19 protein-coding genes and 1 pseudogene are annotated in these 18,223 nt (G+C 72.2%); 13 read left to right on the top strand and 7 right to left on the bottom strand.

Features of this window, described 5'->3' with window-relative positions; genetic code table 11:
• Positions 1–55 precede the first annotated feature (55 nt).
• Entirely contained in the window at positions 56–1,453 is a 1,398-nt protein-coding gene (locus tag AB0B72_RS05930) for a cellulose-binding domain-containing protein (protein WP_367737203.1), read from the bottom strand.
• Positions 1,454–2,011: 558 nt separating this feature from the next.
• Here AB0B72_RS05930 and AB0B72_RS05925 point away from each other — a divergent pair.
• From AB0B72_RS05925 to AB0B72_RS05915, 3 genes are all read left to right on the top strand, one after another.
• Entirely contained in the window at positions 2,012–3,040 is a 1,029-nt protein-coding gene (locus AB0B72_RS05925) for an ROK family protein (RefSeq protein ID WP_367737201.1), read from the top strand.
• A 246-nt stretch (positions 3,041–3,286) separates the two neighbouring features.
• Positions 3,287–3,874 carry a hypothetical protein gene (locus AB0B72_RS05920; protein ID WP_367737199.1) on the top strand — a complete coding sequence of 196 codons (588 nt, stop codon included), beginning with the start codon at positions 3,287–3,289 and terminating at the stop codon, positions 3,872–3,874.
• 172 nt (positions 3,875–4,046) lie between these two features.
• Complete coding sequence (locus AB0B72_RS05915) at positions 4,047–4,172, top strand: hypothetical protein (RefSeq protein WP_367737198.1); 126 nt, start codon at positions 4,047–4,049, stop codon at positions 4,170–4,172.
• Between the two features lie 347 nt (positions 4,173–4,519).
• On the opposite strand, the gene AB0B72_RS05910 is transcribed toward AB0B72_RS05915, so the two are convergent.
• Positions 4,520–4,714 (bottom strand): CsbD family protein, encoded by a 195-nt coding sequence (locus AB0B72_RS05910; RefSeq protein ID WP_367737197.1) that lies wholly within the window; start codon positions 4,712–4,714, stop codon positions 4,520–4,522.
• 198 nt (positions 4,715–4,912) lie between these two features.
• Here AB0B72_RS05910 and AB0B72_RS05905 point away from each other — a divergent pair, with 198 nt between their 5' ends.
• Together AB0B72_RS05905 and AB0B72_RS05900 are read left to right on the top strand one after the other, a co-directional pair.
• Positions 4,913–5,365 (top strand): SPW repeat protein, encoded by a 453-nt coding sequence (locus tag AB0B72_RS05905; RefSeq protein ID WP_367737196.1) that lies wholly within the window; start codon positions 4,913–4,915, stop codon positions 5,363–5,365.
• A 181-nt stretch (positions 5,366–5,546) separates the two neighbouring features.
• Positions 5,547–6,509, top strand: a complete 963-nt coding sequence (locus AB0B72_RS05900) for a glutathione S-transferase family protein (RefSeq protein WP_367737195.1) — start codon at positions 5,547–5,549, stop codon at positions 6,507–6,509.
• Here AB0B72_RS05900 and AB0B72_RS05895 read toward each other — a convergent pair.
• Entirely contained in the window at positions 6,506–7,429 is a 924-nt protein-coding gene (locus AB0B72_RS05895) for a LysR family transcriptional regulator (protein ID WP_367737194.1), read from the bottom strand. The two genes, AB0B72_RS05900 and AB0B72_RS05895, sit on opposite strands and share 4 nt — an antisense overlap.
• Positions 7,430–7,542: 113 nt before the next feature.
• Between AB0B72_RS05895 and AB0B72_RS05890 the strand changes: the two genes are divergently transcribed.
• From AB0B72_RS05890 to AB0B72_RS05880, 3 genes are all read left to right on the top strand, one after another.
• The gene (locus AB0B72_RS05890) at positions 7,543–8,973 is read left to right on the top strand and encodes an MFS transporter (RefSeq protein WP_367737193.1); all 1,431 of its coding nucleotides are present in this window, start codon (positions 7,543–7,545) and stop codon (positions 8,971–8,973) included.
• 44 nt (positions 8,974–9,017) lie between these two features.
• Positions 9,018–9,332, top strand: a complete 315-nt coding sequence (locus AB0B72_RS05885; RefSeq protein WP_367737192.1) for a helix-turn-helix transcriptional regulator — start codon at positions 9,018–9,020, stop codon at positions 9,330–9,332.
• A gap of 182 nt (positions 9,333–9,514) precedes the next feature.
• The gene (locus tag AB0B72_RS05880) at positions 9,515–10,459 is read left to right on the top strand and encodes a TerC family protein (RefSeq protein ID WP_367737191.1); all 945 of its coding nucleotides are present in this window, start codon (positions 9,515–9,517) and stop codon (positions 10,457–10,459) included.
• Here the strand turns inward: AB0B72_RS05880 and AB0B72_RS05875 are convergent.
• On the bottom strand, positions 10,449–11,375 hold the full coding sequence (locus tag AB0B72_RS05875; protein ID WP_367737190.1) for a LysR family transcriptional regulator: 927 nt from the start codon (positions 11,373–11,375) through the stop codon (positions 10,449–10,451). The genes AB0B72_RS05880 and AB0B72_RS05875 overlap by 11 nt on opposite strands.
• Positions 11,376–11,462: 87 nt before the next feature.
• Here AB0B72_RS05875 and AB0B72_RS05870 point away from each other — a divergent pair, with 87 nt between their 5' ends.
• From AB0B72_RS05870 to AB0B72_RS05855, 4 genes and pseudogenes are all read left to right on the top strand, one after another.
• Positions 11,463–13,061, top strand: a complete 1,599-nt coding sequence (locus tag AB0B72_RS05870; RefSeq protein ID WP_367737189.1) for an MFS transporter — start codon at positions 11,463–11,465, stop codon at positions 13,059–13,061.
• 112 nt (positions 13,062–13,173) lie between these two features.
• Entirely contained in the window at positions 13,174–14,004 is an 831-nt protein-coding gene (locus AB0B72_RS05865; protein WP_367737188.1) for a metallophosphoesterase, read from the top strand.
• Positions 14,001–14,645 carry a 4'-phosphopantetheinyl transferase gene (locus AB0B72_RS05860; protein WP_367737187.1) on the top strand — a complete coding sequence of 215 codons (645 nt, stop codon included), beginning with the start codon at positions 14,001–14,003 and terminating at the stop codon, positions 14,643–14,645. Before AB0B72_RS05865 ends, AB0B72_RS05860 begins: the two co-directional genes overlap by 4 nt.
• A pseudogene (locus AB0B72_RS05855) lies at positions 14,594–15,164 on the top strand (TetR-like C-terminal domain-containing protein). Before AB0B72_RS05860 ends, AB0B72_RS05855 begins: the two are co-directional and overlap by 52 nt.
• Positions 15,165–15,308: 144 nt before the next feature.
• Here AB0B72_RS05855 and AB0B72_RS05850 read toward each other — a convergent pair.
• Positions 15,309–15,665, bottom strand: a complete 357-nt coding sequence (locus AB0B72_RS05850) for an MmcQ/YjbR family DNA-binding protein (protein WP_367737186.1) — start codon at positions 15,663–15,665, stop codon at positions 15,309–15,311.
• 23 nt (positions 15,666–15,688) lie between these two features.
• Entirely contained in the window at positions 15,689–15,988 is a 300-nt protein-coding gene (locus AB0B72_RS05845; RefSeq protein ID WP_367737615.1) for an MTH1187 family thiamine-binding protein, read from the bottom strand.
• Positions 15,989–16,296: 308 nt separating this feature from the next.
• Between AB0B72_RS05845 and AB0B72_RS05840 the strand changes: the two genes are divergently transcribed.
• Positions 16,297–17,631, top strand: coding sequence for an NAD(P)-binding domain-containing protein (locus tag AB0B72_RS05840; protein WP_367737185.1), 1,335 nt, complete (start codon positions 16,297–16,299; stop codon positions 17,629–17,631).
• 241 nt (positions 17,632–17,872) lie between these two features.
• Here AB0B72_RS05840 and AB0B72_RS05835 read toward each other — a convergent pair.
• Positions 17,873–18,223 (bottom strand): hypothetical protein (locus tag AB0B72_RS05835; RefSeq protein WP_367737184.1); only part of this gene is annotated, 351 nt, incomplete at its 5' end.

Below are 18,223 nucleotides of genomic sequence, written 5' to 3'. Positions count from 1 at the left end.
CTGGAGCGGGACACGGGCCTCGGCGAGCGGCGATGGAACGGGGGCGCTCCTGCTGTCAGCAGCCGATCGGGCTGGAGCCGAGCGCCACGTCGTCGTACCAGAGGGTGTCCGCGTCACCGGAGTAGCTCTCCCAGCCCAGGCGCAGCGTGCTCGGGCGGGGGGCGGTCGTCCGGCGCAGCCACTGCGAGTCGATGTCGCGGGTCGGCGTGGTGTCCAGGTGGAGCCCGGCGACCTCCTGGTCGTCGAGGTAGGTGCGCATGGCCTGCTGGGTGGTGTCGATCTGGAAGCGCAGGCACACCCAGCGGCCGGTGGGCAGCGGCGAGCTGAGCGACACGCCCGTCGGGCTCTGCTCGGGCAGCGTGGCGTCGTCGGACTCCCTGTTCCATTGGAGCGCGGCGTTCTGGCCGCCGATCCTGAGGTCCTTGCCGCCGTCGCGGGTGTCCGCCATCGTGATCATCGCGATGTGGGAGACGGGGAGCGCGGTGGTGTGCCGGACCCACATCCGCCCGTACACCACCGGCCCGACCGTCGAGACGTCGCGGGTGGTGGCGGCGAAGACGTGGTTGCAGTAGCCGCCGCCTCCGTTGATCCGCAGCGACCTCGCGCCGCTGTGCGTGGTGGCGGTGTCGATGACGGCGGTGCCGGTCCCCTGGCAGTTCGGGGCGGTGACCTGCCAGTCACCCGAAGGTGCGGTGCCCGTCTGGTCCTCGAAGCCCGAGCACACCGCCAGCCCCGCACCCGAGCAGCCTGAGGACGTCGGAGTTGGAGTCGGCGTGGGCGTGGGAGTCGGCGTCGGAGTGGGGGTGGGAGTGGGAGTCGGCGTCGGCGTCGGCGTGGGAGTCGGCGTCGGCGTCGGCGTCGGCGTGGGAGTCGGCGTCGGCGTCGGCGTGGGAGTCGGCGTCGGCGTCGGCGTCGGCGTCGGCGTCGGCGTCGGCGTGGGGGTCGGCGTGGGGGTCGGCGTGGGGGTCGGCGTGGGGGTTCCGCCGCACGGCACGCCGTTCAGTGAGAAGTTCGTGGGCGTGGCGAGCGCGCCGGACCAGGTGCCCTGGAAGCCGAAGTCGGTGGCGCCTCCGGTGGCCAGCGTGCCGTTCCAGGCCGCGTTGACCGCGGTCACAGCGGTGCCCGACTGGGTGACCTGGGCGTTCCAGGAGTTCGTCACCTGCTGGCCGGCCCCGGCGGTCCAGCGCAGCGTCCACGAGGTGACGGCTGGCCCGAGGTTGGTGAGCCGCACCTGTGCGGTGAAGCCGCCGGTCCACGGGTTGGTGGAGTAGTTCACCGCGCAGACCGAGTCGGCCGCGGCGGCGGGGCCCGGAGCGACCAGGACCACGACCCCCGCCACGAGCGCGGCGAGGGCGGCGAGGATCCGCCGCGCTCGCGGCCCCCGCGTGCCTGGCGCGGCCGTCGCGGCGGCCCGCAGCGGTCCGCGTGCCGGACGGGAATGGGAACCGTTCATGACGTTCCTCGCTTCCTGGCGCGTGTGCTCATCAAGCGCCCGGGCTGGGCGCGTGCGTGCTCGTCACGACGCCCGGCGCTGCCTGCCCGTCAGGGACGCCCCGGGGTGGGGGCGCTCCTTCAGGGACGCCCCGGGCGGGGCGTGTGTTCTCCTCCGGCGCCCCTTCCGGGGCCCGGACGTCCGGCCGGGGCCGCCCCGGAACGGGGAGCTCGGCACCGAGGGCGCATGCGCCGGCGCCCCCGGACGCAGATCGTTCTTCCGGGCAGGCCGGGGGTCAACGCCCGGGCACCCGCCGCGGAGCCGGGAAGGCCCCGGACATCACGGCATCACGGCTGGCCAAGGCCGTCGTGAAGGGCTACGGCGGCCCGCATGGGGAGCTGAATGTTTCACCTCTCCGGCTCGCCTCCGCTCCCCCGCTCGCTTCCGGGCGGCCTTTCTGACGCGCCTTCTTCGGAAACGCCCGCCGCCCGCGTTCGCCGGTTTGTGGCGGCTTGGTGCCCGGGCGGCCCGACTCTCGTAGTCTTCGCACTGACACGCGCGGAAGAAGGACACTCCCCTATGGCTTATTCAGGGCCCTGGGTCGTCGTCGGACTCGACAACGGCGGCACCAGCAACAACGCGACCGTCCTCGACGCGTCCGGCCGGTTCCTGGTGGACCGGCTGGTCGAGACTCCGAGCCTGGTGCGGGAGGGCCCAGACGTGGCGGTGGAGCGGCTCCTCCACGCCCTCGACAACGTGCTGCGGGTCACCGGCGTGCCCCGTTCGAAGGTCCGCGCCGTCGGCCTGGACACCCCGGGCCCGGCCAGCGCCGAAGGTGTGATCTCCTCCAAGGGCGCCACCAACTTCGTCGACCCCGGCTGGTACGGCTTCGACTTCCGCGGCGCCCTGGAGGCACAGGTCGAGGTGCCCGTCGTCTACAACAACGACGGCAACGCCGCCGCCCTCTACGCGCATCACGCCCACTTCGGCCCGGAGGCCTGGCACCGGTCCTCGATCTCGGCCATCGTCGGGACCGGGCTCGGGGGCGGGGTGATCGAGGCCGGGCGCGTGGTGAAGGGCGCCGCCGGCATGGCCGGAGAGCTGGGCCACGTCCACATCCCGCTCCACGGGGTGCTCGAGGAGGGCCAGCCGCTTCCCTCGTGCAACTGCGGCTTCGCCGGGGACGCCGAGAGCGTGGCCTCCCTCACCGGGATCGAGAGGAACCTGCTGCCGTTCTGGCTGACCCGGTTCCCCGGCCACGAGCTCGGGCTGGTGGAGCCGCCCGGAAAGGCCGCCAAGCTGCTGCGCGGCTACGGCGAAGCCGGCGACCCGCTCGCGCTGAAGGTCTTCGAGCAGCAGGCCATGGCCATCGGCAGGCTGCTCACCATCGCGGCCAACTTCACCGACCCGGACGCGTACTTCCTCGGCGGCGGGGTGGTGGAGGCGGCCCCGCACTTCCGCGAGTGGTTCCTGGAGAAGGTTCGCGACCACACCCTCCTGCGGGAGGAGCAGCGGCGGGTCGCCGGGGTATGGCTGGTCGAGCACCTCGACATGGCCGGGGCACGGGGCGCCGCGCTCGCCGCGCTCTCCGACGTCGTCGGGCGCTGAACCGCCGCCGCGCCCGCGGGCGGCGGCGAGCGTACGCCTGATCCGGCGCCCCATGTCGTCGAATCGTTCACACCAGCGGCTCCGGTCCCACGAAACGTAACTGGCAAAAGTGGGCAAACAACCGCTATCAGCGCCAGAAATCGCTTTAAGCACGATGGAGGATGGAAAGGTCATTTTCGCAGTTATGACCTCGCGGGTCGCACGTCGGCGATCCGGCATCGGGGAGATACGTAGCCGGGAGGAACCATGACCGTGACCCAGACGCGGACACCCCGCGGGCGCACGACGCCCGCCCCGACGTCCGCATCAGCCTCTCCGACCGCCCCCAGGACGGCGCAGGAGCCGGGAACGCCGTTGCTGGACCTCAACCTGCCGTTCCTGAGGGTCCAGGTGCGGCCCCCGGAGATGCACATGCCGCACATGGAGTTGCCGCACCTCAGCCGCCGGGACATGGGGCACGCGGTGGACATCGCGCGGACGTTCCTGCCCCCGCCGGAGCGCATCATGTACTACGGCGGGCTGGGAGCGCTCGCGGCCTTCGGGCTCCTCGAGTGGCCGGTGGCGGCCGCCATCGGCGCCGGGACCATGATCGCCCAGCGCACCCGCTCGCGGGACCAGCGGTGGTCGCCGCTGAGCCGCCCGGGCGGCCAGAAGAGCGAGGAGGCCGGTGCGGGCGCGCGCGCCGGCAGGGCCGGGGCGAAGTCACCGGCCGAGGCCATGGCCGAGGCGACCCGAGGCGGCCGGGCCGGACAGAAGGCCGAGACCGGCGCGGCCAAGCCCTCCGCGGCTTCCGCCAGGAGCACGGCCGGCCGCGCCAGGACCGCCACCAAGTGAGAGCGGCGTCCCGGCGCCCGGCCTGATGCCTCTGTGGCATCGGCGGGCGCCGGGGTGTCGTGAGTCGTAACGGTAATCAACCGTTCACCGAACCGTAACCTCACCTATGCCGACACGGGAGGTTTATGCCTCACTCTTACAGAGAAGCCCTTTTGCCGCGAAGAGGTATCTCGTGTCCGATTTTCTTGCCGCCGTACTTGCCAAGGCGGCCCTGATAGTCCTCGAAGCGCTCGTCATCCGCCTGATCCAGGCGTTCATGACCTCGGCGTTCCGCTCGCCCGCCCCCCAGGCGGCCTGACAAGCACATCACCCCGGTCACGCCGTGCCCCCTCGCATCGGGGGCCGGCGTTTTCGTCGTACCGCGTTCCCTCAACGCCGCCTAATCTCAGCGCCGCGTAGCCCCAGCGCCGCGTTCTCTCAGCACCGCGTTCCCTCAGCGCCGCGGCACCGTCGTCGCGACCGCTGCGGCGCGTACGCCCCCGGCATGATCTGCGGCCCGCCGTCGCGTCATGATGCCGCCATGCCCCCGTGCCCGGCTCGGGCTGCGGAAGAAGGGCTTACGGAAGAGCTTCGGGCGCCAAAAGGGACGAGAGCCCGGCTCGGAGCGATGCGCTCCGGCGGTCTCCCGTCCCCTGGCTTGGCGGGTCAGTCCTTGAAAGCGTCCTTGACCTTGCCGGCGGCGTCCTTCACCTTCTCACCGGCCTGCTTGATCTTGCTTTCCGATTGGTCGGCGCGGCCCTCGGCCTCAAGACGCTCGTCGTCGGTGACCTTTCCGAGCCCCTCCTTGGCCTTGCCGGCGACCTCGTCCGTCTTGTTGCGGAACTTGTCCTCAGCACTCATAAGGGTGTGCTCCTCTCGGTCCTCACGTCTGACTTCTTCCTCCTTCCCCAGGCCGGGACCCTAAACCCCAGGTGAGCGCCGGTGAGGCGGATCATGCCGCATGCGCAATAGAAAACCCGCAAATCGGGAACAAAGGACGAAACGGGCGTACGCTGGAATCAACGGATCGCCCCACACCTCAGAAGGGTGGTGTGACGGATGACGCACAGCACGGACATCGGGAGTCATCCCGACATCATGCAGATGCGAGCCCGATACGACAGCGCCGCGGCGAATCCCGCCGCTCAGCTCGCCGACGGGCTCACCTTGCTCAGCGGCATGTACCTCGCGCTTTCACCATGGATCGCCGGGTTCAGCGGACGCGGCCCTCTCGCCGTGAACAACCTGGTCACCGGCATCGTGGTGGCGCTTCTGGCCCTGGGCTACAGCTCCGCGTTCGGCCGCACCTACGGGATCTCCTGGGTCGCTCCGGTGATCGGCCTGTGGACCATCGTCGCCCCCTGGGTGATCCGCGGATCCATGGCGGACGCGAGGACCATCGCCAACAACGTGATCGTGGGCGCGCTCATCCTGATCCTCGGGCTGGCCACCATGCGCTTCGGGATGATGGAGCGCGGCAGACCGTCCGGGTTCCGCAGGCCGACGTCCTGAATCCCGCGCCGCCGCCCCGGGGACGGGGTGGCGCGGGCTGTCCAACCCTGTGTTCACCTCGCTGGGCACAGGGTTCCTCTCTCCCGGGGCCCGCGCGGAAACGGCGCGCGGGACGGGAAGAGCGGCCGGGGGCACGGACCCCTCACCGCCGGTGGCCGGAGCGCCCGGATACGCTCGGAAGATGACCACCACGACGCCCGTCGCGAGCCCCGTCGACTTCGACGCCTTCGGCGACTACACCGTGAAGGCGCCCACCGGCCCCGACGGGGCGTTCGTGCGCCCGCTCTCTCCCTTCCGGGGCCGGATCACCGCGGGCGGCGGCGACTTCCCCGCCGAGCCCGGCCGCTACCACCTGTACGTGTCGCTGGCCTGCCCGTGGGCGCACCGCTCGGTGATCGTCCGCGCTCTCCTGGGGCTGGAGGACGTCGTGACGATGTCGGTGGTCGACCCGGTACGGGACGGCCGCGGCTGGGCGTTCCGCGAGGGGCCCGGCCACGGGCCCGACGAGCTGAACGGCTTCACACTGCTGCGGGAGGCGTACGAGGCGACCGAGCCGGGCTACGACGGCCACGTGTCCGTCCCGGTGCTGTGGGACCGCGTGACACGCGGGATCGTCAGCAACAACTTCCCGGACATCAGCATCGACCTCGGCACCCAGTTCTCCGAATGGGCGCGGCCGGGTGTCGATCTCTACCCGGCCGACCTGCGGCCGGAGATCGACGCGCTCAACGAACGTGTCTACGCCACCGTCAACAACGGGGTCTACCGCTGCGGCTTCGCCGAGAGCCAGAAGGCGTACGACGCGGCGGTGACGACCCTGTTCGCCACGCTCGCCGACCTGGAGGAGCGCCTGGCCGATCGGCGTTACCTCTTCGGCGACCGGCTCACCGAGGCGGACGTACGCCTGTGGGTCACGCTGGCGCGCTTCGACGCGGTCTACGTGACGCATTTCAAGGCCAACATCAGGCGGCTGGTCGACCACCCCAACCTGTGGCGCTACGCACGCGACCTCTACCGGATCCCCGCCTTCGGCGGGACCACCGACTTCGGCCACATCAAGCGCCACTACTACGGCACCCATCCCCGGCTCAACCCGCTCCGCATCGTGCCGGCGGGCCCGGAAGTCGACTGGGACGCTCCCTAACCGCCGCCGGTCCGCCCGCCCGCCGGGGCGGGACGGGAGAGGACGTGGTTGTCGACCAGGTCGAGCAGGGCGCGGACCGCCGCGCTCGGCCGCCGGGTCGAGGAGGTCGCGACGGCGAGCGACCAGACCATGTCCGCGTCCGCCGCGCGCAGCAGGCACAGGTCGGGTGAGTGCGGGGCGACGAACTCCGGGAGGAACGCCACCCCGAGGCCATGCCGTACGAACGCCGAGCCGGTGGCGAGGTCGGTGACCTCCACGGTGACCCGGCGCTCGAGCCCGGCGGCGGCGAAGGCGCGGTCCACGACGGCCCGATTGCCGTAGCCGGGCGGGAAGTCGATGAACTCCTCCCCCGCCAGGCGGGCAAGCGGCACGCTGCGCTCACCCGCGAGATCGTGGTCCGCGGGCACCACGAGCACGATCGGGACCGCGGCGAGCGGCCGTACGGCCAGACCGGACGGCGGCGGGCCGGACGGAGACAGGAACGCGACATCGAGCTCGCCGGTGGCCAGCGCCTGGGCGAGGCCGGCCGAGCCGCTGGTCGCGGCACGCAGCCGCATCATCACGAGCGGATGGTCGGCGTGGAAGCGGCCGAGCAGTGCCGGCATGTCGATGAGGGTGACCGACGTCATCGTCCCGATGGCGATCGTCCCGCGCAGGCCCGCGCCGACCGCCTGGACCGACTCGCGGGCGGCGCGTGCCGCGTCGAGCACGCCCCGGGCCTCCGGCAGCAGCGCCAGGCCGGCGTCCGTCAGCGTCACCCGCTGCGACGTCCGGTCGAACAGGGTGACGCCCAGCTCGCGCTCCAGCGACCGGATGGCCGCGGACACGCCGGACTGGACGACGTGCAGCCGCCGTGACGCACGGGTGAAGTTGAGCTCCTCCGCAACCGCCACAAAGTACTCAAAATGGCGCAACTCCATGGCACAAGTATCACCATCCGTGATCGGGGCAAGCACGAACGGTCGTTGGACGTGTTCAGGAAGCGACGGCGACGCTGGCTGGGACACACGAAGCACTCGACCGATGGCGCCAGATGCCGACATCTCCCGACCAGTTCCCAGAGGATTCGATCGCCCTTTACGCCGCGGGCTCGCCCGCCCCGGCGGGCATCCGGCGCGGCCACCCGCGGGCGGGCGCCATCGACGGAGTCAGGACCGCCCGGCTCTCTCCCCGGCGGGCCTTCTGGTTCTCCGCCGCGGCGTTCGCCGTGCAGATGGGGTTCGGCACTGCGCCCACTCCCCTGTGGCCGCTGTACGAGGCGCGGGACGGCTTCGGCCCGACCACGGCGACGGTGGCTTTCGCGCAGCTCTTCGTCGGCGCGTCGCTCGGCTTCCTCGGCCTGGGACACCTCTCCGACCGCCACGGGCGCCGGCGCGTGATCGTGCCGGCCCTGCTGCTGGCCATCGTCGCGGCGCTGATGCTCACCGCCCGGCCCGATCTGCCGGGCCTGCTGGCGGGGCGGCTGCTCACCGGCGTCGCGCTCGGCCTCATGGCGTCCACCGCGACCGCGTACCTGACCGATCTGTACGCAGCGGGGCATCCCGGCCGGCCCGGCTCCCCCGTGCCCGGGACCGTGGCGACCGCCGCCAATCTCGGCGGCCTGGCCCTCGGCCCGCTGGCGGGCGGCGTCATCGCCCAGTGGGCCCCGCAGCCCCTGATGACCACGCAGCTGGCCTTCGCCACCGCCATGGCCGTCCTCATGGTGCTCGTCGCGGCCGGCCCCGAGACAGTGAACCGCCAGAAAGCGAGCCCCGAAACGGCGGGCCCGCAGACAGCGGGCCCGGAGCCGGTGGACTCTCAGACGATGGGCCCGGGAACGCCACTCCAGAAAACAGCGGGACCGTACACGCCGGGCTCGGGGACGCCGGTCAGGCGCCGGCCGGCGCGGTTCGCCCTGCGGCCGGGCGGCCGCCTCTCGTTCGCGGGGGCCGGAGGGCTGGCCTTCGCCGCGTTCACGACCTTCGGCCTGTTCTCGGCCCTCGGCGCGAGCATGCTCCGCGACCGCCTCGGTATCACCGCTCCCCTTGCGGGCGGCCTGCCCGGATTCGTGATGTTCTTCGCCGCGGCCGCGGGACAGCTCGCCATGGGCCGCGCCTCCGGCGGGCGGCTCCTGGCGACCGGGACCGTGCTGTTCCCGCTCGGGCTCGGCCTCGTCGCGCTCTCGCTCGCCCATCCCGCCCTGTGGCTCTATCTGGCCGCGTCCGCCGTGGCGGGGGCGGGGGCCGGGCTGCTGTTCAAGGGTGGGGCCGGCGCGGCCGTGCGGGTCGCCGTCCCCGCCTCCCGCGCGGGCGTGCTGGCGGTGTTCTTCGTCATCGCGTACGCCGGGATGGGCCTTCCGGTGATCGTGTTCAGCGTGGCCCTTCAGCACATCGGCCCGCTCAAGGCGATGGCAGGCCTCGCCGTCGTCATCTCAGCGTGCGCGGTCGCCTCCACCCAGGTCGTACGGCGGACGGCCCGCCGTTGACGACGGCGTTTTGTTTCGCGAATCCGATCTCGCATAATCGGGGGATGAGCACCTCCGTCCCGGGCAGCGCCGGGTGGTCCTTCCTGACCAACCACGCGCACGTGCTGCTCGCCATCGCCCGCGATCCTGATGCGCGCCTGCGCGACGTCGCCGAGCAGACCGGCATCACCGAGCGGGCGGTCCAGGGGATCGTCTCCGACCTGGAGGCGGCCGGCTACCTGCGGCGGGAGCGGGTGGGCCGGCGCAATCACTACACGATCGACTCTCTCGCCCGCTCCGGCCACCCCTCGGAGCGGAACCTGGTGGTCGGGGAGCTGCTGGCACTGTCCGACGGCGATCGCGCCCAGGCCGGAGCTTGACAGACGAACTATATTTCGTGAATAATCGACCGTAGTTCGAGGGGGAGTACCCGCCACGTCCTCTACGCCGTCATCACGGCCGCCCGCCGAAGGGGCCGCCCGGTGCGAGGGCCATCCACGAGATGGTGCGGGGAGACCGTCGACCGACCGAGCCGCCGACGCGGCGGGAGCGGAGGTTGACGATGTCGTTGCAGGTGCCGTGGTGGGCGTGGGCGGCCGTGGTCGGGGTCATCCTGGTGATGCTCGCGATCGACCTGTTCGCCCACCGCAAGGCCCACGTGGTCGGCTTCCGTGAGGCGCTCGCCTGGTCCGGCGTATGGGTGGCGCTCGGCCTCGGCTTCGGCGTGGTCGTGTGGCGGGTCTGGGGCCCGGACGCGGGCGGGCAGTACCTGGCGGGTTACCTGATCGAGAAGTCCCTCGCCGTGGACAACGTGTTCGTCTTCGCGCTGCTGTTCGGCTTCTTCGCCGTCCCCCGCGAGTTGCAGCACCGGGTCCTTTTCTACGGCGTGCTGGGCGCGCTGGTGTTCCGTGCCGCGTTCATCGGCGCGGGGGCGGTGCTGCTGGAGCACTTCCATTGGGTGCTGTACCTGTTCGGCGCGTTCCTGCTGTACACGGGCGTGAAGATGGCCCGGCACAGCGCCGTGGAGGTGCATCCGGACCGCAACCCGGTGCTGCGGGCGCTGCGCCGTCTCATCCCCGTCACCGACCGCTTCCACGGGCGGCGCTTCCTGGTGAGCGAGAACGGCAGGCGGGCCGCGACGCCGCTGCTCGCCGTGCTGATCGCGGTGGAGACGACCGACATCGTCTTCGCGGTCGACTCGATCCCCGCGATCTTCGCCATCACCGACGAGGTGTTCCTGGTGTTCACCTCCAACGCGTTCGCGATCCTGGGGCTGCGCGCCATGTACTTCCTGCTGGCCGGCGCCATGCACCGCTTCGGCTACCTCAGGTACGGCCTGGCCGCCGTCCTGGTGTTCGTCGGGGCGAAGATGCTGCTCGCCGACGTCTACGCGATCCCGGTCTGGCTGTCGCTGCTGGTGATCGTCGGCTGCCTGGGCGTGGCGATCGGGGCCAGCATGCTGAAGACCCGGAACACGGTGGGGAACACGCCGGGGATCACGTCCTAGCGGGGTCGTCCGCGAGGCCGGCGACCTCAAGGGGGTGACGGCGGGCCAGCCGCAGCAGCGCGTGGACGGCCCGCTCGGCGGGCCCGCCGCCATCGCGCCACCATGCCTTGACGTCCACCGTCACGGGAGCGGCGGCGACCTCCAGCGCCACCAGCTCGCCGGACGCCAGCTCCCGTGCCACCGCGAGGCGCGGCAGCAGCGCGATGCCTCGTCCCTGCGCCACCAGCCGCACCATGGCGGCCTTGGAGCCGGTGACCGTGGTGCCGGCGTCCTCCGAGAAGGCGCGTCCGGCCAGCAGCCCGTCGAGAAGCAGCTGCGACGTGCAGCCCTCCTCCGCGAACAGGATCCGGGCCGCCGCCACCGCCTCGGGCGTCACCGTCTCCCGCCCCGTCAGCGGGTGCCCCGGCGCGACGACCACGACCACCTTGTCCCGGCCGACCACCGCGTGCGGGCCCGGCCAGGCGACGCCGTTGTCGTACAGGAACACCACGTCCAGCCGCCCGGCGGCCAGCGCGTCGCGGAGGCGTTCGCGCGTCTCCACCGTCAGTGACACGCCGACCGCGGTGTCACGGCCGCCCGCGCCGTGGTCCAGCGCGGTCAGCAGGTCGGGCAGCCACTCCAAGGCCAGCGTCTCCTGCGCCCCCACTCGCAGGCGCGGGGGCAGGGCGGCCACCGCGCGGCGCATCCGCTCCTCGAGTTCGAGGGCCTCCCGCGCGTACGGCAGCAGCGCCAAGCCCGCGTCGGTGGGGGTCGCGCCGGAGCTGCCCCGCACCAGCAGAGCGACACCCAGGTCACGCTCCAGGCGGGCGATCTGCGCGCTCAGGCTCGACTGCGCGTAGCCCAGCTTGTCTGCCGCCGGGGAGATCCCCCCGAGATCGGCCACGGTCACGAACGCCTGCAACAGCCGCGAATCCACATGGCCATCGTCCCATCGGACTGTCCGATGGGACCATCGGATTCGCGGCGTGGCGGGAACGAGGCTCCGGCCGCCACCCTCGGGGGCATGGCACTCACCACCGTCACGCCCTCCCGCGCCGCGCTCGGCTTCGCCGGGGTGGCCGCGGGCAACTTCCTCGTGCTGCTCGACACCTCGATCCTCCTCGTCGCGCTGCCCGACCTGCGGGACGATCTCGGCGCCCCGGTGGCCTCGCTGCCGTGGACGGCCGACGCCTACACGGTCGTCTTCGCGGGCCTGCTCCTCGCCTCCGGCGCACTGGCCGACCGGTGGGGGCCGCGCCGGGTCTACCGGGCGGCGGTCGCCGCCTTCGGTATGGTCTCCCTACTGTGCGCCGCCTCCCCGGACGTGGCGGCGCTGATCGGCGCGCGGGCCCTGCTGGGCGTGGCCGCCGCGGGGATCGTCCCGTCCTCGCTCGCGCTGCTCGCCGCGCTGAACCCCGAGCCAGCCCGCCGCGCCCGCGCCGTCGGGGCGTGGGCCGCCGTCACGAGTCTCGGCCTCATCTCGGGCCCGGTCATCGGCGGAGCGCTCGTCGCGCTCGGCGGATGGCGGCTGGTGTTCCTGGTCAACCCGCCTATCGCACTCCTCACGCTGCTGGCGGCCCGCCGTCTGCCGTCCGGGCCACCGACGGCCCGCAGGCGCGTCGACTGGGCGGGGCTCGTGCTGTCCGTCGCCGGTCTGGGCTGCCTCGCCTTCGGCCTGATCTCCGCCGGCACCGACGGCTGGATCCGCCCCGTCACCCTCGCGGCCCTCGGGACGGCGGCCGCGGCCTTCGCCCTGCTCGTCGTCTGCGAGCGCCGGCTCGCCTCGTCTGGGGTCCCCGCGACGTCCGTCCCGCCTGCGCCTCCCGCACCGCCGGATCTGTCTGCACCGCCGGTCCCGCCTGCGCCGCCGGATCTGTCTGCACCGCCGGGCCCGTCGGCGCTGCCCGTCCCGTCTGCACCGCCGGTCCCGCCTGCACTGCCCGTCCCGTCTGTACTGCCGGTCCCGCCTGCGCTGCCCGTCCCGCCTGCACTGCCCGTCCTGCCGCCGGCGCTGCTCGGGCTCGGCCGGGTCCGGGCCGGGCTCGTGACGGGACTGATGGCGAGCTTCCTCGTGTACGGCCTGCTTTTCACGCTGACCCAGTCGCTGCAGGAACGGCTCGCGCTCACCCCGCTCCAGGCCGGCCTCACCGTGCTCCCCATGACGCTGCCGATGGGTTTCATGCCGTTCCTCACCGGGCGGCTGGTCGCCAGGGCCGGCGCCCGGCCCGTGATGCTGGCGGGGCTGGCCCTCGACGCCCTCGCGGGAGTGCTCCTCCTGCCCGGAGGGCCGCACGGCGCACTTCCCCTGATCGTCGCCGCACAGCTGGCGCTGGGCTTCGGGAGCACGCTGGCGATTCCGGCCGCGATCGCGGACATGGCGGCGGCCGCGCCCCCGGCGCTGGCGGCGACCGGGCAGGGAGCGCTCAACGCGGCACGCCAGGCGGGGGCCGCGCTCGGCATCGCCGTGCTCGGGACGCTGTCCACCTTGCCGAGCGCCGGGACGGTCGTGGCCGGTGGAGCCTGCCTCGCCTTCATCGCCGTCCTCATGGCGTCCCGCCTCGAACGGCGGCGTGGTGAGCCGGTCGGCCCGCCCGACCGCGACGCCGTACGCGCGAACAGCTGATCTTCCGTCACGACGCGCGGCACCGGCCCCGCCGTACCCGAACGGGTGATCTTTCCGCTGCGGCGATATACCCTCCCAATCAGGAGCTTCCTGACAGAGAGGCGCATACCGCGTGGATGGCGGCCTGTACGGCATCAGCGACCTGCACGTCGCGTACGCCGAGAACAGGGAGATCGTCGAGAACCTTCGGCGGGTGTCGGACGAGGACTGGCTCATCGTCGCGGGCGACGTGGCGGAGACACCGGCCGACGTCGAGTGGGCGCTCGCCACCCTGGCCGGCCGGTGGGCGAAGGTCATCTGGGCGCCGGGCAACCACGAGCTGTGGACCACCGCCGGGGATCCGGTGCGCCTGCAGGGGGTCGCCCGCTACGAGCACCTCGTACGCGTCTGCCGCGGGCTGGGGGTGGCCACACCGGAGGACCCCTACCTCGTGTGGGAGGGCCCGGGAGGGCCGGTCGCGGTGGCCCCCCTGTTCGTGCTGTACGACTACAGCTTCCGGCCCGAGGGCACCTCGACCATCGAGGAGGCGCTGGCCTACGCCCACCACACCGGAGTCGTGTGCTCCGACGAGTTCCTGCTGCACCCCGACCCATACCCCTCGCGCGAGGCGTGGTGTCACGCGCGGGTGGCGTGGACGGAGCGCCGCCTGGCCGCGGTGGAGCTCCCCACCGTGCTCGTCAACCACTTCCCTCTCGTACGGGAGCCGACGCGGATCCTGCGCCATCCGGAGTTCGCCCTGTGGTGCGGCACCGACCGCACCGCGGACTGGCACACCCGGTTCCGGGCCGCCGCGGTCGTCTACGGCCATCTGCACATCCCCCGGACGACCTGGCACGACGGAGTGCGGTTCGAGGAGGTCTCGCTGGGCTACCCGAGGGAGTGGCTTCCGCGGCCCGGCGGGCCGTCCCGGCCCCGGGCCGTGCTGCCCGGGAGTGAGGCATGATCGAGCGGATCCTCCCGTCCTGGGCGGCCTGCGCCGAAGAGTTCGGGGACGTCCCGGTGGAGACCCTGTTTCCCGAGGAGATGCCGTTCATCGCCAAGAGCGCGGACGTGCGGCGGCGCACGTTCGCCACCGGGCGATACTGCGCCCGGACGGCGCTGGGGCGTCTCGGCGTGCCGCCGGGACCGATCCCGCAGGGCGAGCGGGGAGCCCCGGTGTGGCCGTCCGGCACGGTGGGAAGCATCACGCACTGCGACGGTTACCGCGCCGCGGCCGTCTCCCTCACCAGGGACGCCGCCTCCATCGGCATCGACGCCGAGCCGCACGGGCCGCTCCCCGAAGGAGTGCTCCCCTCGATCGCCCGGGAGGAGGAGATCGCCGCCCTGCGGGCACTCAGCACGCGCGAGCCCGCGATTCACTGGAATCTGATCCTGTTCAGCGCGAAGGAGTCTGTCTACAAGGTCTGGTTTCCCCTGACCGGCCGGTGGCTCGACTTCTCGGAGGCCTCGATCGAGCTCGACGTCGACGGTGGCTTCACCGTGCAGCTCCTGGCCGACGACCCCCGCATGGGGACGAACCGCCTGACCGGCCGATGGCTGGCCGCCGGCGGGTTCATCCTGACCGCGATCGTGCTTCCCCGGTAATACCCCCGCCCCGGGGGCCGATTTCGTTGGAGGCGGGGCGGGAAGCCAGATGCCCCCTCGGCCCCCTCGACGCCGGCGGACGAGACATGGGCGGCCTCAATCGCGCGGCGATCCTGGTCGCCTCGATCGTGGCCGCCGACGCGATCGGCGCAGCCACCCAGGGCCGCGCCGGACGTGACGCTCTGGCCGCCGCGGCCCGTGCGCTGCGTGACTTCGTGCTCAGCCACCCCGGCCGCTATGCGGCCACCATCGGCCTCACGCCGACCGGTCCAGACGACCCGATCGCGGTCGCTGGAAGGCGGGGACTCGGACCCTTCGAGGCAGTACCACGGGGATACGACATCACCCCGCAGGAGATGACCCACGCGCTGCGCGCTGCGCAGCAGCTTCCACGGCTTCGCCACCCTGCAGGCCACCGGCGGATTCCAGTGGTCCGCCGACGTCGACGAGAGCTTTGAGTGGCTCATCGACCTCGTCGACCGCGGCCTGCGCTCCGCCTCATTCGGCGGCCTCCCGTAGTCCCGGGCCCACCGATCGCCGGTAGACCACCCGCTCGCTGAACTGCCGGCCCCTCCCCTCTCGCAGCAGCCAGGTGGAATCACGGCACCCCGCAAGCGGTAAGCCGCCACCGACTTCGCCGCCTACGGCGAGCCGGCCGACCCGTCATGGGGTTTCACGCAAGGGTGCGACGGGGGTGGAGCCGGATGGACCGGACAGGTGAGCGGCGGAGACCCGTTTGGGGACCACCATGCGCCAGGCCTCCACGACGATCTCCCGCATCTCCGCCTCGTCGATCGCCGCCAGCCATACGCGCACCCAGTTGTAGCGCTCGTCGGAAGGGCGGGGCATGTGGAACTTCTCCGGCTCCGCCGCGATCAGAGCGGCCCGCTCCTCTTTGGGGAACGCGAACCCCATCGACGTCTCGTCGGCGGAGATCGCAGCGTAGACGATCCTTCCCACGCGGAAGGTCAGGCGATCCCTGACCACCTTCTCCTCGGTCCTCGGAAGGTCGGCCGCCACCCGTCGGATCTCCTCGGCCGTGATCATGCGCCGCCCGCCAGGTGGCGCTCCACAGACGCGACCTTGGCCTCCATGCGGCCTTCCCCCGGCCGGGCGTCGGCCTTGAGCACCAGGCTCACCCGTGGCGACCGCGCCTCGACGGCCGCCACAGCGTCCCGTACGACCGCGAGCACCTGGTCCCACGTGTCACCCTCGACCGTGGTGAACATGGCATCGGTGTGATTGGGCAGACCCGACTCACGGACCACCCGCACCGCTTCTGCGACGAGCTCGCCCACCTCCTCGCCGGCCCCGATCGGCGTGACGCTGAACGCCACCAGCACGGACATGAGTCCCCTTTCCCGCACGCGGACCCTCGGTCACGCTGCCTTCAGCACGCTGCCTTGGGTCGTGTGCAGCCTGCGAGTCACGCATCACTCGGCCTTACAGGTGGAACGCTAACAGCGCCCACCGACAGAAAACCGTCCGTCCTGCTGGAGGTGTCGCCCCGGGGGCAGAGTGGCCGCGCCGGCCGCGGATCTGCGCCGGCGGCACCCCCTGGACGATTCTGGTGGGCGCACAGTGAGGCGTCAGACTCGCGAGTGACCGGTTCCGCGGAAGCAACGTCCTCCGGCCGTTGTTGACCACGGCCGTGAGCACTCCGGCCGACCGTGAGATCGACGCGGTCGTCATCGGCGCGGGCCAGGCGGGCCTGTCCAGCGCGTACTTCCTGCGCCGTTTCGGTATCCCGTTCATCGTGCTGGACGCGGAGGACGGGCCGGGCGGGGCCTGGCGGCACCGCTCTCCCACCCTGACCATGGCCAAGATCCACAACATCTTCGACCTGCCCGGCATCCCCCAGCCGCCGCAGATGGACCCGTCCCGTCCGGTGTCCCAGGTGGTCCCGGCCTACTACGCCGCGTACGAACGGCGTACCGAGCTGCCGGTGATCCGTCCCGTGAAGGTCAGGTCGGTCAGTCGCGACGTCGGCGGGCGGCTCGTGGTGGACACCTCCGCCGGCCCGTGGGTGGCCAGGGCGGTGGTGAACGCCACAGGGACGTGGACCCGCCCGTACTGGCCCTACTATCCGGGCGCGGCCAGTTTCGGCGGCAGGCAGCTGCACTACGCGGACTACCGGGGCCCGGAGGAGTTCGCCGGCCTGCGGGTGGTCGTGGTCGGTGGCGGCGCCTCCGCGATGCACGTGCTCTCGGAGATCGCGGGCGTCGCCGCCGCCACACGCTGGGTGACCCGGCGGCCGCCGGTGTTCAAGGAAGGCGATTTCGGCGACGAGGAGCGACGGGCCGCGGTCGCCCGGGTCGAGGCGCGCGTGCGGGCCGGACTGCCGCCGCAGAGTGTGGTGGGCGCGACGGGCCTGGGGTACACCACCGTGGTCAGGGAGGCCATGGCGAAGGGCGCACTCGACAGGCTGCCGATGTTCAGCCGGATCGTGCCCGGGGGCGTCGCGTGGGACGACGGCCTGAAGGAGCCGGCGGACGTCATCGTGTGGGCCACCGGCTTCCGCTCCGCTATCGACCACCTCGCGCCGCTGAAGCTGCGCGAGCCCGGTGGCGGCATCCGGATGGACGGCACGCTGGCCGTGGCCGAGCCCCGCCTCCAACTCGTCGGCTACGGCCCCTCGGCCAGCACGATCGGGGCCAATAGGGCGGGCCGGACAGCCGCCCAGAACGTCCGAAGGATCCTCGCCGCTTCCCGCCCCGTCGCTTCTCGCACCACCGCTTCTCACCCCGTCGCGTCTCACGCCACCGCTTCTCACCCCGTCGCGTCTCACGCCACCGCTTCTGCCCCCGTCGCGTCTCACGCCACGGCTGCGCACAACACGGCCGCCCATGATTCATCCGCCCCCAACGCGGCCGTCCACGGCGCCGTCTCCAACGCAGCCTCCCCCGATGCCGTATCGAACGCTCCCGTTGCGCATGCCGCGGACGCTCTTCACGCCGTCTCCAACGCCAGCTTCGAGCAGGCTTGAAACCTTCGCGTATCCCATGGACAGCCCCCGCCCCTCGGCTTCCTCGGAAGCGGTGTCGCATCCGCCAGGCACCGTTAACGCCCGGCTGACAGGGCTGACGATGCGGCGACGGAGTAGCTCCAGCCGGCGACAGGCGGCCCGGTTGATCGCCGACTCGGCGGGGAGTGGCTGGCTTGTCCTCCTGTACCGCCCCGTTCCCTCGCTCCTGATCTCTCGGTGTTCGGGAGGGCAAGGGCAGAGGTCAGAAGGGCGGAATTTCATGCTCGTACCCCAGAGAAGACGGATCGTCGTCGGCGTTGGTGCTGTTTGTTTGCGTGGCGGCGGCTCCCGAGACGGTGGAACGGGTCGCGGGAGTTTCGGTGCCATGCGGATCCGTGCTGGTGGACTCGGGTGCCGGCGGCAGGGGCATGCTGGCGAGGTCGGCGCCTAAGTCCTCACCTGCAGTCGGCGTGCAGACGTGCGGCCACTGGCGCGGATGCGGGCCTGGCAGCGGGGTGATGATCTTGGGTAGTCGGGCTTGGTAGGTGTGTCCGAGTGGGCTGGTCCAGATGATCAGGTGGGGTTGGGGCATGGTGGCGTGCCAGCCGCCGTG

It is taken from the genome of Microbispora sp. NPDC049125 (assembly GCF_040802045.1).
Taxonomy (GTDB): Bacteria; Actinomycetota; Actinomycetes; order Streptosporangiales; family Streptosporangiaceae; genus Microbispora.
Note: the sequence above shows the minus strand (reverse complement) of the source record. Positions and strands in the feature narration are given on the sequence as shown.